This is a genomic window from Diaphorobacter sp. HDW4B, from assembly GCF_011305535.1.
In the GTDB taxonomy this organism is placed as follows: domain Bacteria; phylum Pseudomonadota; class Gammaproteobacteria; order Burkholderiales; family Burkholderiaceae_C; genus Diaphorobacter_A.
This window is the reverse complement of record NZ_CP049905.1, coordinates 1,382,308-1,397,366: the sequence shown is the minus strand read 5'-3', so window position 1 is coordinate 1,397,366 and position 15,059 is coordinate 1,382,308. Positions and strand designations below refer to the sequence as shown.

Annotated in this window: 13 protein-coding genes and 2 tRNA genes; 10 read left to right on the top strand and 5 right to left on the bottom strand. The window is 60.8% G+C overall.

The genetic code is table 11. The features are described from left to right. The 4 genes from G7048_RS06635 to G7048_RS06620 form a co-directional block, all read right to left on the bottom strand. Nucleotides 1–969 (bottom strand): tripartite tricarboxylate transporter substrate binding protein, encoded by a 969-nt coding sequence (locus G7048_RS06635; protein WP_166067368.1) that lies wholly within the window; start codon nucleotides 967–969, stop codon nucleotides 1–3. 171 nt (nucleotides 970–1,140) lie between these two features. Next, nucleotides 1,141–1,216: transfer RNA gene (locus tag G7048_RS06630), tRNA-Lys, on the bottom strand. Nucleotides 1,217–1,389: 173 nt separating this feature from the next. Next, a tRNA-Lys gene (locus G7048_RS06625) sits at nucleotides 1,390–1,465 on the bottom strand. A 136-nt stretch (nucleotides 1,466–1,601) separates the two neighbouring features. Beyond that, on the bottom strand, nucleotides 1,602–2,579 hold the full coding sequence (locus tag G7048_RS06620; protein ID WP_166067367.1) for a GMP reductase: 978 nt from the start codon (nucleotides 2,577–2,579) through the stop codon (nucleotides 1,602–1,604). A gap of 238 nt (nucleotides 2,580–2,817) precedes the next feature. On the opposite strand from G7048_RS06620, the gene G7048_RS06615 reads away from it, so the two are divergent. Further along, on the top strand, nucleotides 2,818–5,304 hold the full coding sequence (locus G7048_RS06615; protein ID WP_166067366.1) for a UvrD-helicase domain-containing protein: 2,487 nt from the start codon (nucleotides 2,818–2,820) through the stop codon (nucleotides 5,302–5,304). Nucleotides 5,305–5,353: 49 nt separating this feature from the next. Here G7048_RS06615 and G7048_RS06610 read toward each other — a convergent pair whose 3' ends face one another. After that, nucleotides 5,354–6,022 carry a hypothetical protein gene (locus tag G7048_RS06610; protein WP_240933194.1) on the bottom strand — a complete coding sequence of 223 codons (669 nt, stop codon included), beginning with the start codon at nucleotides 6,020–6,022 and terminating at the stop codon, nucleotides 5,354–5,356. 379 nt (nucleotides 6,023–6,401) lie between these two features. Here G7048_RS06610 and G7048_RS06605 point away from each other — a divergent pair, with 379 nt between their 5' ends. The 9 genes from G7048_RS06605 to G7048_RS06565 all read left to right on the top strand — a co-directional run bounded on the left by G7048_RS06605 (nucleotide 6,402) and on the right by G7048_RS06565 (nucleotide 15,045). Further along, nucleotides 6,402–6,761 carry a hypothetical protein gene (locus G7048_RS06605; RefSeq protein ID WP_166067365.1) on the top strand — a complete coding sequence of 120 codons (360 nt, stop codon included), beginning with the start codon at nucleotides 6,402–6,404 and terminating at the stop codon, nucleotides 6,759–6,761. Between the two features lie 111 nt (nucleotides 6,762–6,872). After that, nucleotides 6,873–10,445 (top strand): hypothetical protein, encoded by a 3,573-nt coding sequence (locus tag G7048_RS06600; RefSeq protein WP_240933193.1) that lies wholly within the window; start codon nucleotides 6,873–6,875, stop codon nucleotides 10,443–10,445. 55 nt (nucleotides 10,446–10,500) lie between these two features. Next, nucleotides 10,501–10,959, top strand: a complete 459-nt coding sequence (locus tag G7048_RS06595) for a hypothetical protein (RefSeq protein WP_166067364.1) — start codon at nucleotides 10,501–10,503, stop codon at nucleotides 10,957–10,959. Between the two features lie 65 nt (nucleotides 10,960–11,024). Beyond that, nucleotides 11,025–12,179, top strand: coding sequence for a hypothetical protein (locus G7048_RS06590; RefSeq protein WP_240933192.1), 1,155 nt, complete (start codon nucleotides 11,025–11,027; stop codon nucleotides 12,177–12,179). Beyond that, nucleotides 12,176–12,961 carry a sel1 repeat family protein gene (locus G7048_RS06585; protein ID WP_240933191.1) on the top strand — a complete coding sequence of 262 codons (786 nt, stop codon included), beginning with the start codon at nucleotides 12,176–12,178 and terminating at the stop codon, nucleotides 12,959–12,961. The genes G7048_RS06590 and G7048_RS06585 overlap by 4 nt, the downstream gene beginning before the upstream one ends. Before the next feature lie 37 nt (nucleotides 12,962–12,998). Beyond that, on the top strand, nucleotides 12,999–13,385 hold the full coding sequence (locus G7048_RS06580; RefSeq protein WP_166067363.1) for a hypothetical protein: 387 nt from the start codon (nucleotides 12,999–13,001) through the stop codon (nucleotides 13,383–13,385). Nucleotides 13,386–13,436: 51 nt separating this feature from the next. Beyond that, complete coding sequence (locus G7048_RS06575; RefSeq protein ID WP_240933190.1) at nucleotides 13,437–14,087, top strand: hypothetical protein; 651 nt, start codon at nucleotides 13,437–13,439, stop codon at nucleotides 14,085–14,087. 20 nt (nucleotides 14,088–14,107) lie between these two features. Further along, the gene (locus tag G7048_RS06570; RefSeq protein WP_240933189.1) at nucleotides 14,108–14,797 is read left to right on the top strand and encodes an OmpA family protein; all 690 of its coding nucleotides are present in this window, start codon (nucleotides 14,108–14,110) and stop codon (nucleotides 14,795–14,797) included. A 2-nt stretch (nucleotides 14,798–14,799) separates the two neighbouring features. Next, nucleotides 14,800–15,045 (top strand): zinc ribbon domain-containing protein, encoded by a 246-nt coding sequence (locus G7048_RS06565; RefSeq protein ID WP_166067362.1) that lies wholly within the window; start codon nucleotides 14,800–14,802, stop codon nucleotides 15,043–15,045. Nucleotides 15,046–15,059 lie beyond the last annotated feature (14 nt).

Sequence of the window (15,059 nt, the reverse complement as noted above, 5' to 3'; positions counted from 1 at the left end):
TTACTTGTTGATGTCGAGCTTGGCGAGGATGCCCTTGAACATTTCGCGGTCGCCGAGGATCTGCTTGAGGAACACATCGCCTTCGCCGTACGACCAGCCGAGGTTGGTTTTCTCCAGCGTTTCGCGGAAGCTCGCTTCATTGCCCGCTTTGCGCGCCATTTCCTTGAGCGTCTTCACGACGACGTCCGGCGTGCCCTTTGGTGCGACCAGGCCGCGCCATGCACCCACGGTCAGGTCGATGCCGCGTTCCTTGAAGGTCGGTGTCTGCGCAAACACGCCGGGCATGCGTTGATCGGCCATCACGGCAAGCATGCGCAGCTTGCCTGCGGCCACGTGTTGCGCGACTTCGCCGGGGCTCACGGTGACGGCATCCACATGTCCGCCGAGCAGGCTCAGCACGGCGGGATTGCCGCCTTGATAAGGCACATGGTTGAAGCTGGTCTTGGTCTTTTCTTCGAGCGCGAGTGCGGCCACGTGCCACGCATCGCCGATGCCCGCGTTGCCCACCTGCAGCTTGCCGGGGTTCTTGCGTGCCTCGGCGAGGAATTCTTCGATGGTCTTCCACGGCGCATCCGCACGCACGGTGATGGCGGACGGGTCATTGTTCAGGCGCGCGATGTAGATGTAGTCCTCGACCGTCACCTTGGTCAGATTGAGCGCGGGAAGAATCGCCAGATTCACGGTGATGATGCCGAGCTTGTAGCCATCGGGCTTGGCGTTGGCGACTTCGGTGAATCCGATCGAGCTGGCCGCGCCGGGGCGGTTCACCACGACGATGGGCTGCGGGAAATGCTTGCGCGCCGCTTCGGTGAAGGCACGCGCCATGTTATCCGTGCCGCCGCCTGCGGCAGCCGAGGCGATCAGTTCGACGGGTTTGGTCGGATAGTCGGCCGCGTGTGCCGCGAAGGAGCCGAGCGCCAGGCTCGCAGCCAGCGTGAGGGAGGAGAGGATCGAGTGGTGAGTGCGCATGTCGCTGGAGTTTTGAGCAAAAAAGACAAAGCTCCGATTGGCGCACGAGGAGTGGACTGTGCCAATGGGGAAATCCTTGAGTATTGTTGAACAATCGGCGGTCAAGGATGGTGTATGCACCGCACAAGCGAAAACGCGCTGCAACCGTGAGATTGCAGCGCGTCGCTGTTTTGGTGGGCCCTGAGTGATTCGAACACTCGACCAACGGATTAAGAGTCCGCTGCTCTACCAACTGAGCTAAGAGCCCTTCTGGTGATCAAACAATGTCTGAAAACCGAAGCCTCGAATTATACATCGAAAAATGAAGTCTGCAGAAAAAGCAAAAATTCAATCGACATCAGAGGGTTTTCGACGGAAGTGAACGCTGTGCTTGAAGAGAAAACCCGCTGCAACCGTGAAGTTGCAGCGGGTTTCTTTGTTTGGTGGGCCCTGAGTGATTCGAACACTCGACCAACGGATTAAGAGTCCGCTGCTCTACCAACTGAGCTAAGAGCCCTTAGCGTTCAGCATTTTGCCGAAGCCGCTATTATGCACCAAATTGTGAGCGCTCTCGGAAAAAGCGGAAATTCTTCAAGAAATTTCGCGCTGCTGTCACAACTTTCTTGTTGTGGCGGCCCCGAAAATCGTCACGTTCACATGAGCAGATGTTCGCCAGCGTTGTCGCCGCCGAGGATCACGTAGTTCACCTTGCGGATGTCCATGAGCTTCTTGCCGCCCGCGTAGCTGATCGACGATTGCACGTCCTGCTCCATCTCGATCAGCGTGTTGGCAAGGTTGCCCTTCACCGGTTCGAGAATGCGCTTGCCTTCGACGTGCTTGTACTCGCCCTTGTTGAAGTCGGATGCCGAGCCGTAGTATTCCTTGAAGCGCTGGCCGTTTTCCTCGACGGTCTTGCCCGGCGATTCTTCGTGGCCTGCAAACAGCGAGCCGATCATCACCATGCTGGCGCCAAAGCGGATGCTCTTGGCGATGTCGCCGTGGCTGCGGATGCCGCCGTCGGCAATGATGGGCTTGGTGGCCACACGCGCGCACCACTTGAGCGCAGAGAGTTGCCAGCCGCCCGTGCCGAAGCCGGTCTTGAGCTTGGTGATGCAGACCTTGCCTGGGCCGATGCCGACCTTGGTGGCGTCGGCGCCCCAGTTTTCGAGATCGATCACGGCTTCGGGCGTGCCCACGTTGCCTGCGATCACGAAGGACTTGGGCAGCTTTTCCTTCAAGTAGCCGATCATGTTCTTCACGCTGTCGGCATGGCCGTGGGCGATGTCGATGGTGATGTACTCGGGCGTGATGCCTTCGCCCACGAATTCGTCGACGGTGTCGTAGTCGGGCTGCTTGACGCCCAGCGAGATCGAGGCAAAGCAGCCCTTGGCGTGCATGTCCTTGGTGAACTGGACATTGTCCAGATCGAAGCGGTGCATCACGTAGAAATAGCCGTTCTGCGCGAGCCATGTGCAGATGTTTTCATCCACCACGGTCTTCATGTTGGCAGGCACGGCGGGGAGGCGGAAGGTGTGGCCACCGAGTTCCACGCTGGCATCGCATTCCGAGCGGCTTTCCACGCGGCACTTGCGGGGCAAAAGCAGGATGTTGTCGTAGTCAAAGATTTCCATGAGTCCAAGCTCCTAACAGTTCATTTCAGAATTGGGCGCTTGGTCTGGCAACCGGTATTTGTGACACGCGACACGTTTCGTGCGGGCACAAAAAACCGGGCCAAGAAATCTTGGGCCCGGTGATTGATTCTAGATGGATTTGTGCGGCGTTGGAATGTCGCACATGAGCGCAGGGCTATTGCCGCGCGTTCTTGTCCCTGAAAAGCGGGAGCCTCATGGAGCTTTCTACAATGGAGGCATGGTTCCACAAGACATGTTTTCCGCGCCGCCCGCAGGCCTTTTCAACGAATCGCAGGACGGTGCCCGCGTAGCGTCGTCGCCGCTTCTGCAAGGGCTCAATGATGAGCAACTGGCGGCGGTCACGTTGCCGCAGGGGCATGCGCTGATTCTGGCCGGTGCCGGATCGGGCAAGACCCGCGTGCTCACCACGCGCATCGCCTGGCTGCTGCAAAACGGCTATGCCACACCGGGCGGCATTCTGGCCGTGACCTTCACGAACAAGGCCGCCAAGGAAATGATCGCGCGTCTGTCGGCCATGCTGCCGGTGAACGTGCGCGGCATGTGGATCGGCACCTTCCACGGGTTGTGCAATCGCCTCCTGCGCGCGCACCACAAACTGGCGGGTCTGCCGCAGAGTTTTCAGATCCTCGACATGCAGGATCAGCTCTCGGCCGTCAAGCGCCTGTGCAAGCAGCTCAATGTGGACGAGGAGCGCTTTCCGCCCAAGCAACTGGTGTACTTCATCGCCAACTGCAAGGAAGAGGGCATGCGCCCCGGCGACGTGCCCACGCATGATGTCGACAGCCGCAAGAAGGTCGAGCTCTATCAGTTCTATGAAGACCAATGCCAGCGCGAAGGCGTGGTGGATTTCGGTGAGCTGATGCTGCGTTCGTTCGAACTGCTGCGCGACAACGATCCCGTGCGTGAGCATTACCAGCGCCGCTTCCAGCACATTCTGGTCGATGAGTTTCAGGACACCAATCGCCTGCAGTACGCATGGCTCAAGCAGATGGCGGGCGACACGGTCGGCGGCCAACTGCGCACCAGCGGCAGCGTGATTGCCGTGGGCGACGATGACCAGAGCATCTACGCGTTTCGCGGCGCACGCGTGGGCAACATGGCCGACTTCGTGCGCGAGTTCGACGTCAAGCATCAGATCAAGTTGGAGCAGAACTATCGCTCCTACAGCAATATTCTGGACTCGGCCAACGAGCTCATCTCGCACAACAGCCGACGTCTCGGAAAGAATCTGCGCACCACGCAAGGCCCCGGCGAGCCGGTGCGCGTCTACGAGTCCAACACCGATCTGGCCGAAGCGCAGTGGATGGTCGATGAGATCAAGCAACTGGTGAAGAACGATGGCTTCGAGCGCCGCGAGATCGCCATTCTGTACCGCAGCAATGCGCAGTCGCGCGTGATCGAATCGGCGCTGTTCAACGCGTCCGTTCCGTATCGCGTGTACGGCGGTCTTCGCTTCTTTGAGCGTGCGGAAATCAAGCACGCGCTCGCGTATCTGCGTCTTCTCGAAAATCCCAACGACGACACCAGCTTCATGCGCGTGGTGAATTTCCCGCCACGCGGCATCGGTGCGCGCACGGTGGAAACGCTGCAGGATGCGGCGCCTTCGGCGGGATGTTCGCTGCACGATGCGGTGAGTGCCGTGCCCGGAAAAGCCGGTGCGAATCTCGGTGCATTCGTTGCCATGCTCGACGTGCTGCGTGAACAGACACATGGCCTCAATCTGCGCGGCATCATCAGCCAGATGCTTGAATCGAGCGGCCTCATCGAGCATTACCGCAACGAAAAAGAAGGCGCGGATCGCATCGAGAATCTGGAAGAACTGGTCAACGCCGCCGAGAGCTTCGTCACGCAGGAAGGCTTTGGCCGCGACGCAGTGGCGCTGCCGATCGACGAGCAGGGCATGACGCTCACGCAGAGCCCGGTCAGCGAAGGCATCGATCCGGATCGACCTTTGTTGAACGAGCCGTTGAACGATGCGCCCCAGGATTCACCCAAGGGCGTGGTTGATGTGGACACGGGCGAAACGCTTTCGCCACTGGCCGCATTCCTCACGCACGCCGCATTGGAAGCGGGCGACAACCAAGCGCAAGCCGGGCAAGATGCCGTGCAACTCATGACCGTGCACGCAAGCAAGGGCCTGGAGTTCGATGGCGTCTTCATTGGCGGCATGGAAGAGGGCCTGTTCCCGCACGAAAACGCGATGAGCGACCGTGATGGTCTGGAAGAAGAACGCCGCCTGATGTACGTGGCAATCACGCGTGCGAGAAAGCGCCTGTACCTGAGCCATTCGCAGACCCGCATGCTGCATGGCCAGACGCGTTATCACATCAAGAGCCGATTTTTTGACGAACTCCCCGAGAGCGCGCTCAAGTGGATCACGCCCAAGCAATCCGCCTTCGGCACCTACTCGCCCGATGCCTCCGGTGGATTTGCAGGCCGCGCTGGTTCGCGTTCAGGAAGCGGCAGTGGCTATGGCTCGGGTTTCAAGCCCGACGTCTTCGCCAGCCCACCCGTGCCCAAGCAAAAGAGCGAATCGTCGCACGGCCTCAAGGCGGGCACGGCGGTGTTCCACAACAAGTTCGGCGAAGGCAAGGTGCTCGCCATCGAAGGCACGGGCGACGATGCGCGCGCGCAGGTGAACTTCCCTCGGCACGGCACGAAGTGGCTGGCGTTGTCGGTGGCCAAGCTGACCATCGTCGAATAGCCAACAGGCCACATGCGGTCGCCGTGTCGAGCGAACGCATGCGGGATCTTCAGGCGGGAAGGCAACGAATCTCGGTGTTTGGCATCGCCAGTTTTTCCGCATACAGGCCTCTGCGCTCGGGCAACAGCAGCGCGCCCAGTCCATTCATGACCACCACTTCCGAGCCAGGCTTGGCCTCGCCATAGCACTTGGTGAGCGATGCCAGTGTGTCGCTCAAGGCCTGCCCCTGTGCCTGTTGCGCAGAGTTCTTTTTCAGGGTCTCCGCATGCTTGTTGAGCCAACCCGAATAGGCGGCAAGACTGGCATCGGGCAGCTTGGCTTTCTCGTCGTCGGGAATCATGCGCGCATACAAGGCCTGCAAGCTTTGTTCGCCCGGCTGACCCATCACCAGCACGGCATCGTAGTGCGCCTCGAAGCTGCCCCCGCCGCGAGAAATCACGCGATGGATGGTGTAGCGCAGTTTCCCCTTGTCGCCACCCAATGACTGAATCAGTTCACGGGCCGCCGCGCTGTGAGGATCGTTCACGAGCTGCGCTTCCAATGCCGACGAAATCTGTTCGTCGCCGGGGTAGGAAATGCTCTGTGATCCGAAGGGATGGGATTCAGGTGTGCAGGCTGTGAGCGCGATTATCAGTGGAGCGAAAAAAGCGATTTTCATGAGTGACTGAGGGATTTTTGTGACGATATTGTGAATATCTCTATAGATCAAAAAATTCAAAGGATATCAATTGTTGGGATATTCACTTTGATTATTTGCTTATGCGGATGTCAATTGTTCCGGTTCTATTCAGTGTCAAGTATTTTTGCATTCGAATATGTTATGAACTGTTTTGAATTCATACATCATCTTTCAATGGGATCATCGAGTAAGGCGTGTTAGTGGTTGTAAGTGATTGATTGTTAAGCTTCTTTGGGTGTGATTGTGACGGCTATGGATGATTTTCTCTCGATGAAGTGCATTTATGACAATATCCCGTTGAATCAGGTCGAAAGGAACTTTTTTTTACGTTCGTGAATTCGGTTGACGTTGAGAATCCATTCGCTAGCCGTGTGAGGCTGCTTTTCAGTTCAATCTCAACTTTCAAAGGATCATGAATATGCGAAAGATTGCTACCACCGCAGTTGCCCTTTTGGCTCTTACCTGTGGCTCCGCATTTGCACAGAGCGGAAACATCTCGATTCCTGGCCTGTTTTCGGGCAAGGGCTCGGCCGGTTCGGAAATCAAGAACAGCACCATCACCGTTTCTCGCAACAAGGCAACCGACGTGACGGCCGGTGGCGGCAAGGTCGGCATCAAAGTGGCCGAGATTTCGATGGAAGGCCTTGCCAACGTCAACTCGGTGAACATCACCGGCTCCAAGATCACTGACTCCCACATCACGGTTTCGGACAACGAAGCCACCAACATCAAGGCCATCGGTGGTACGGCCAACGTCAACTCGGTGAACATCAACTGAGTGACTGAGCTGTAGCCAGAACTTGCAGGAGCGGCGTGTTGGCCGCTGCTGCAAGTTCTCCGTCGCTCCATGCCGAGCGGCTCCGTGAAGTTTTCCACGAAGGGACTTTGAGTGCACAAGTCACGAACATCTCCACCGCATTGGTTTGCATTGGGCGTGCTGGGGGCGGCCATGGTTTCGGTCACGCAATACGCGAGTGCGCAGGAGTCCATGCTGACGGGGCTGGGTTGGCACAAGAACAGTGCCGGCACGGAAATGAATGGCAACTCCCAGGTGCAGGTGCAGGGCAACAAATCTCAGGGACCGGTCATCTCGTCCGGTGGCAAGGGATCGGCGCTCGCCAATGTCGGGATGAGCATCGATCTGGCCGGAACCGCACAAGCCAACAGTGTGGGCATTGCGGCCATTCACATGCGCGACTCGCAGGCGCAGGTACTTCGAAATCAGGTGACTGGATTGGTCAACGCGCTGGGCGGTGCCGCCACGGCGAACGTGATCATGGTCGCCAGCGGGGAAGGCAGCAAGCCGCTCACATCGAGCCGGCTGCTGGTCATGAACAACAAGGCATCGCAGGTGAATGCCTTCGGTGCCAAGGCTTCGGTGCTGCTGGGCACGGGGTCATTGCAGTTGCCTGGCCGGGCAACCGCCAACAGCGTTTTGCTGGACGCCACCGAAGCCCATGAAGCGCGGGTGTCGATGGTGCAGAACCAGGCCGACGATGTGGTCTCCATGGGCGGCGCGGCGCTGGCCAATGCGCTGACGGCGTCGCGCAGCAAGTTGCGTGATTCGCAGATTCAAAGTTCGAACAATCAGGCGCAAGCGATTCGCGCCGGTGGCGGCAGTGCGGGGTTGGGTCGCGGCATGCTGGCCGAGGTCAATCTCACGGGCGTTGCGGCGGCCAACACGGTGGCCGTGTCGAACAGCGAGTTGCAGGCGGCGCGCCTGAATCTGTCCGACAACAAGGCCACGCAGATGACGTCCACGGGCGGCAGTGCGCTGGCCAACAGCATCAGCTTCACCGACCACCAACTCACGGGTGGCGCGGGCTACGACGCGAACCTGCAGAAGAATCAGGCCACCAACGTGCAGGCATTCGGTGGCGAAGGCAGCCTGCTGGGCGGCGCGTTGGCCGATGTGCGCATCTCGGCTTCGGCGCTGGCGAATGCGATCTCGGTGCAGAAGGGGCAACTCAATGAGTCGCCGCTGCATTCACTGTCCAACAATCGCGCCACGGACGTGGTGGCCACGGGCGGTGGCGCATCGGCCAACAGCATCTGGCTTGATGGCTCGACGGTGCAAGGCGGAAGCATTCATCTCGATCGCAATGTGTCGGAGCAGGTGCGCACAGCTGGCGGTTCTGGCTCCATCGGCATGGGGCTGGTCGGCTCCTTCGAAAAGAATGGCCGGGCACTGAGCAACACGGTCGCGTTGGACAAGGAGTCCACGCTGCAGAAATCCACACTGCAATTGCAGGGCAACGAAGGCCGTACGGTGACGGGCTCCGGCGGTTTTGCCGCGGTGAATTCGGTGGCGGTGAGCGAGGGCCAGGTGGAGAAATCGACCGTCACCTTGATGAACAACCGTGCTTCGCAAGTGAGCTCGACGGGCTTCTCGGGGCAAGCCGGTGGCAGCCTGCTGTACTCCGCCAGTCAGCAGTCCACTGCAATGGCCAACACGCTGTCCGTGAGTGGCTCAAAGCTGGACGCCAGCAGCGTCAACTTTGCCAACAACGAGGCGCATGGGCTGACCGCGAAGGGCGGCATTCTGATGGGCAACAGCGTGTCCGTCGAGCGTGGCAAGGAGAGCGACTCGCAGCTTTCCGCATCGGGCTCGATGATCGGCAACACGGCACGCGACATGAGTTCGGCAGCCAAGTCTTCGTCGGCGGTCGCGGGCTTGGCGCGCAGCGAAAGCAATGCGCGCGCTGCTGCCAATGCGCTGGTGCTCAATTCCAATGCGAAGATCGATCAATCGTCGCCCTGGCTCATCAGCATGAACACCGCACGTCAGGTGCATGTGGATGGCGGCACGGCACTGGTGAATGCGCTGGCGGCCTATCGTGGTGCGCGCGTGCAGAACAGCGCGGTGAGCATTCTCGCGAACAAGGCCGATGACGTGCGTGCATCGGGCGGTGCATCGCAGGTCGCCGGTGCGGGCTCCAAGAGCAACGGCATCCTCGCGGCCAACAGCCTGTACATCGATGGAGAAAGCTCGACGCGCCTGTCGAACACGCCCTTGCAGATCGTCGGCAACACGGTGCGCAGTCTCAATGCGGAGGGTGGTCGCATCAACGCGAATGCCTTGTCGATCAATGGTCGCGGCAGTCTGGAAGCGAGCACGGCGACCCTCATCGGCAACACGGCGTCCAGCGTCCGAAGTGCGGGCGATGAAGACACCGTGCTGGGTCACGCGGTGTTCGACAAAGGGGTCGGTCACGCCAACGCCAATGCGATTCAAGTGTTGTCGGCCATGCGCAATGCGAGCCTGCAGCTCATCGGCAATACGGCGAGCAACGTCACCGCGACCAAGGGGCTGGCATCGGCCAACAGCATCACGCAGTCCGGTTCCGGAAGCATGAGCCGTCTGAATGCCACGTTGCTTGCCAACACGGCGGGCGAGACGCGCGCGGATGACGACAGGATGGCGCTGACCAACAGCGTGCATGCCGATGGCACCATCGAGAACGCCACGGTGCAGATCATGGCCAATCAGGGCAGCGCGCAGACCGGCGGCGAGGAAGCGCTCATCAACAGCGTGCGCACCAAGCAAGGTGCGCGCATCACGGGCTCGTCCGTCACGGTGGCGACCAATCGCGGCAGCGCACGCAGCGCCAAGGCCAACAGCGTGGATGTGGATGGCGGCGTGCGTGGCAGCCAGATTGCGGTGATCGGCAATCAGGGCTCGGCCACCAACAACGGCGTGATCAACAGCGTGACCGGAAGCGGCCAGATTTCGGGCAGCAGCATCACCATTCTGGGCAACACCGGCTCTGCGAACAATGGCACGGCCAACAGCGTGAACGTGGGTGGCAGCATCGCTGGCGCGCAGATTGCGATTCTCGGCAATCAGGGCAGCACGCAAGGTGGCGGCACTATCAACAGTGTGACGGGCAGCGGCTCCATCAAGGGCAGTCAGATATCCATCATCGGCAACGGGGGCAGCACACAGCGCGGCGGCACCGTCAACAGCGTGGACAACTCCGGCAGCATCACCGGCGCGAGCATCACGCTGGTGGGCAACCACGGCAGCGCCACAGGTGGCGGCACGGTCAACAGCGTGGACAACAAGGGGCAGCTCACCGGGCAGGTGCTGATCGCGGCGAACCGCGGCAGCGCGACGATGGGAGGCACCGTCAACTCGCTGGTCAATCGCGGGCTCATGACCGGCAGCGTGGTGATCGCTGGCAACAACGGCAGTGCGGCGGCGGGCGGAACCTCCAATTCCGTGATCAACCACGGCGTGATCACCGGCATGGTGGCCATCGTGGGCACGCGCACGGCTGCTGCTGCGGGCATTACCTCCGGCAGTGTTCGCAACATCGGTGGCGCGATCGTGGGGTCGGCCGGTGTAGTCGGCAACATGGCCTACGCGGCCAACCCCGGCTACACGTACGCGACGCCATCGGTCGGCGTGGTGAACAACTCCGTCACCGTGGTGCCGGCATTCAACATCGTCAGCAATTGAGGCGACGCTCATTTCGAATCCGGATGAGCACAACTGGAAGAAGAAAGGAAAGGCCATGAAAAACCAACCCCTGACATCGAGAAGTGCGGCGCGCCAAAGCGCGCGCGTGCTGGGCCTGAGTGGCTTGCTGGTGTTGTGCAGCTTCGGCGCGAATGCGCAGATGCTGAACTACAGCGAACAACTCGGTGCCTACAAGGACATGTCGCAATCCGGCGTGAAAGTCACCGAGAGCGTGTTCCAGTCGGTCAGCGCCAGATCGCGCGTCAACTACGCCATTGCGAGCAACAAGGTGGTGGACCAGAGTGCATTGGTTCAGCCGGACGGCACGCTGAAGCTGCCCGACAACCAGCAGAACATCGTGATTCGCACCAGTTACTCCGACGTCCAGCGCGCAGCCGACGGCACCTTGCGCATTGCCAGTCCGACGATCCAGGGCAATGTGAACGGCACCGTCACGCTGTACGTCGAAGGCAAGGGTGTCGAAAACATCACTGTGCTGAACACGCCACGCTGAACACGGAGGGCCCGCGTGGCCGTCCAACCCCTCGCGCCTTCCGGGCGGCAACTCTGACAAGCAACATGAACAAAACAATCTTTCGGCGTGCGGCCCTTGTGGTGGCTGCTGCCTCTTTGGTGGGATGTGCATCGACCGAGAACGCACTCAAGGATGCGAAGACTCTGATGCAGGAGAGAGAGGCGGACAAGCTGCTGCCGGTGTCCAATCTGAGCCCCTATGCGGAATCGCTGGGGCGCTTTGGACGCATGCTGGACATCTACAAGGACGGTGATCCGGTCATCTACATGCAGACGCGCAACATCATGGATGCCACCAATCTTTCCAGCCCGCTGGCGGGCGCGGAGATTCCGGGCGACATCACGGAGATGGTGCGCACGGCGGTCAATCGCATTGGCGCTCGCATCGTGTACGTGCCTTATCACCCGGACTATCTGGTGTCGCAAGCGCAGCTCGGTGCGAAGTTCGGCGTCACCATGCCTGACTTTCTGATCACGGGTGCATTGACGGAATTCGACCGGGCGATTGCCGGCGCGGGACGCTCCAACTCGCTCAGCGTTGGATTTGGTGGCGGCAGGGGCAAGGTGGAACTAGGTGGTGATCGCAAGCGCACGGCGATCTATTCGGCGCTGGCGCTCGATCTGAATCTGGTGAGCTTTTCCACGCAGCAGATGGTGCCGCAGATCCAGGCATCCAACGTCGTCAAGGTGCTCAACTTCGGCTCCGAAGACAACGCGAGCGTTGGCTTCTACGGCGACGCCTTCGGCTTCAAATTGGAAGGCAAGTATCTGCAGGGGCGGCATTCGGCCATCCGCACGTTGGTGGATCTGAGCGTGCTGGAACTGATCGGCAAGGCCACGAACACGCCGTATTGGCGCTGCATTCCGGGCGGCAAGCCCGACCCGGTGGTGGTCGGCAACATGAGCCGCGCCTACGAGTCGTTGACGCCGGAACTCAAGATGGGCCTCATCCAGGTCAGCCTGCGCAAATATGGCGAGCCGGTGGAGGTCACGCAAAAGCTCGACGATGCGACGCAACAGGCGCTGCAGAAGGTCTACAACGAACGTTACTCGGACCTTGGGCCTGTCGATGTGATGAAGTGGAAGGGCTTTGAGCCGCTGTTCTTCGGCGTGCCGATGGCATGGGATGGCACGCTGGTGCAGCCCAGAGCCGCGAATCTGGATCAACCCATGGCGGCCAACGAAAAGGTGGGCTCATGATGCCGCGCTGGCGAACCGTCTGCAGATCGACCGCCAGAAATGCGGCAGTGCTGGCGGCTGTCCTTGGTGTGCAATGGAGTGCGCATGCGCAGCATGCTCCGGCGACAGCGCCCGCTGCGGCCAATCCGGTGAGCGCGACGACTGCCGCGCGCTTTGTCGAAGACTGCAACGAGGCGATGGAACGTGGCGTGGCCGCGTTGGGTTGTCAGGCGCCGCTGTATCGCAACGAGCTGGAGCGTCTCAAACGCGAGGCCGTCACCACGCAGAACCCGCAGTTGCTGTCTTTCGTGGGGGATGCTTATCGCAATCCGCGAAGTGGTCTGGGCGACATGGGGCAGGCTTACCGCTGGTATCTGATGGCGGCGGTGCGTGGCGATCCGCTGGCCATGCAGCGCTTGTCCGAGATGAACCGCAAGGGCATCGGGGTGCCCAAGGACAACGTCAAGGCCATGGGCTATGCCCGCTTGGTGCAGCGCATGTCGCAGCCGGGTGGCGCGACCCAGCCCAATGTGCTTTCGATGATCAATGAACTGGGCGATGAAATGGCGGTGGAGGAGGTGGCTCTGGCAGAGCGGTTTGCGGGCCAGTTGCAGGAGCGCATTCGGCGTGAAGGTTCGCTGGATGGTGCTGCCGATGCGGGGGGCAGTGTTGGAAGCCTCACGGTGACGCCGGAACGCGGGTTACCCGGCGTGCCGCAACCTGCTGCGCCCAAGGCTTCCGCTCCTGGGTCAACGGTGCCGGGATCGACCCTGCCGGGTGTTCCTGTGCAGCGCGCTCCCTGAGTGCGTTTTGAATGGTCTTGAAGGAGGAATGAATGACATGGCCCATTTTGAAATCAAGGATAGACGCGGCCGACTTCGGTTGGCTGGCGCATCGCTGTTGATGGCGATGTTCAGCCATGGCGCATCGGCGCAAGCCTCCGGGGCTGCCGCAGAGGCGAGTGCTGCTCAGCGCGCGAAGGCCGAGACATCGCAAGGTGGCAACCGCATCGAGGTGACCAACAACTCCGTATCCGGCGTGCGTTGCGCGAATGGCGGATCGGTGTCGGTCAACAGCGTGGATGTCAATGCGGCGAGCCTCAAGGGGCGCACGGTGATCGTGCAGGGGCACAACACCGGTGATGTGAAGGAAGTCGAGTGCCCCGAAGACAACGGAAGCGGCAAGAAGTCCAAGCCTTCGCAGATCAACAGCATCACGATTCGTTGAGCGCAAGGCGCGGCGCATGCGCATCAATTTGAATAGCGAGGAATCAGAACAATGAATGTAGAAAAGCGTGCACAGGTCGACGCAAATGGTGTGCGAGGGCGCTTCGGCATGGCAGCAAGTGCAAGTGTGTTGGCCGTGGCTGTTTTGCTGGCGGCATGCAATGAAAAGCCCGCGGGCTCGCAGCCAAGCGCTGGCACCAATCCACCCGCAGCACCGAGTCCTGCGCCCGCTCCCGTGCCTGCGCCAGCGCCAGCCGCTGCGGCACCCGCAGCTCCGGCGGCGACCGTGGAGTCCGCTCCCGCGCCGCAGTCTCTTGCTGCCCCGCGCAAGCTTCCACTGAACGTGCAGGGCGTGGCAGCGGCGGGCGTCACGGTTCGGGTCAAGGGCATCGAGATCGGCACCGATGCGACGGTGCTGGATGTGAGCATCTCGTTTGCCAATCGCATCACCAGTTCGACCATGCTGGCGCTGCTGGATACCTATCTGGAAGACGAATCGGGTTCGCGCCTGCAGATCAAGCGGCCCACCAACAACCGCGATCTCATCATCCGCGAGGGCGAGATGCTGAACGGTCAACTGGTTTTCATGGGCGCGGTTCCGGCATCGGCGCGCAAGCTGCGACTGGTGTTCAACGAGAGCAATACGGACGACAACATCGTCGCACCGGGCTTCAGTGTGGACCTGCCTCTTGCGGGGGGCTGACGGGTTTGGGAGTGCATGTTTTGAAATCATCGCTGTGGCTCGCGATGGTCTGTGCTGCGATGGCGAGCTCTGCAGCGTCGGCCCGCGATGTGATTCGCTCCGACAGAAAACTGTCCGGCGAAGAAACTCGACTGGAGCGCGTGACCGGTGCGCCCGAGACCAGGCTGTCACCTCAAGGCACGGGCGGTGGCTTGGTCAGCAGCAGTCCGCAGACCGGTTTGAAATCTGCCGACACGCCGAGCACGCTGCTGCGCGAAGCCGAGGTGCCGCCCGAGCGCCTTGAGCGCACGCGCGAATTGCTCATCGAATTGAAGGCACAGCCGACACCGGCCAAGGCGATCTCCATCGATCTGCCTGCCGACGTGCTGTTCGACTTCGACAAACATGAACTGCGCGTGGATGCGGCACCTTCTCTGGACAAGGCGGCCGAGCTGATCAAGAGCTATCCCAACGCGCCTTTGCTGGTGCGTGGGCATACCGATGGCAAGGGCAGTGACGCCTACAACGACCGACTTTCGGAGCGCCGCGCGGCGTCTGTGGCCAAGGCGCTGGAAACGCGCACGGGCCGCCATCCTGCCACGCAAGGGCTGGGGCGCAGGGAGCCCGTGGCACCGAATCTCACGCCCGATGGCAAAGACAACCCGGAAGGCCGACAGCTCAACCGCAGAGTGCAGATACTGATCGAAGTGGCACCCCCACAAGGAGGCTGAACATGGCACTGATGAAATGCCCCGAATGCGGTCACATGGTCTCTACGCAGGCGGCGTCCTGTCCCTCCTGCGGCTATCCGCTCAGGCCCGCATCGGCTGACGAAAAGGGCGGCGCGCTGCAATCGCCGAAGGTCTGGAGCACGGGTTTGCTGGCGCTCGGCGCTTGGCTGGTGACGCCGTGGATTGCGCGCCTGATCGTTGCAGTGGTCGCGTTGGTGGTGGCGTATTTTCTGTTCTCTGGCAAATGAACTGACCGAACGCC

Coding starts and splice junctions, on each gene's coding strand:
- G7048_RS06635 (WP_166067368.1), bottom strand. CDS start 969: ATGCGCACTCACCACTCGATCCTCTCCTCCCTCACGCTGGCTGCGAGC.
- G7048_RS06620 (WP_166067367.1), bottom strand. CDS start 2,579: ATGGAAATCTTTGACTACGACAACATCCTGCTTTTGCCCCGCAAGTGC.
- G7048_RS06615 (WP_166067366.1), top strand. CDS start 2,818: ATGGTTCCACAAGACATGTTTTCCGCGCCGCCCGCAGGCCTTTTCAAC.
- G7048_RS06605 (WP_166067365.1), top strand. CDS start 6,402: ATGCGAAAGATTGCTACCACCGCAGTTGCCCTTTTGGCTCTTACCTGT.
- G7048_RS06595 (WP_166067364.1), top strand. CDS start 10,501: ATGAAAAACCAACCCCTGACATCGAGAAGTGCGGCGCGCCAAAGCGCG.
- G7048_RS06590 (WP_240933192.1), top strand. CDS start 11,025: ATGAACAAAACAATCTTTCGGCGTGCGGCCCTTGTGGTGGCTGCTGCC.
- G7048_RS06585 (WP_240933191.1), top strand. CDS start 12,176: ATGATGCCGCGCTGGCGAACCGTCTGCAGATCGACCGCCAGAAATGCG.
- G7048_RS06580 (WP_166067363.1), top strand. CDS start 12,999: ATGGCCCATTTTGAAATCAAGGATAGACGCGGCCGACTTCGGTTGGCT.
- G7048_RS06575 (WP_240933190.1), top strand. CDS start 13,437: ATGAATGTAGAAAAGCGTGCACAGGTCGACGCAAATGGTGTGCGAGGG.
- G7048_RS06565 (WP_166067362.1), top strand. CDS start 14,800: ATGGCACTGATGAAATGCCCCGAATGCGGTCACATGGTCTCTACGCAG.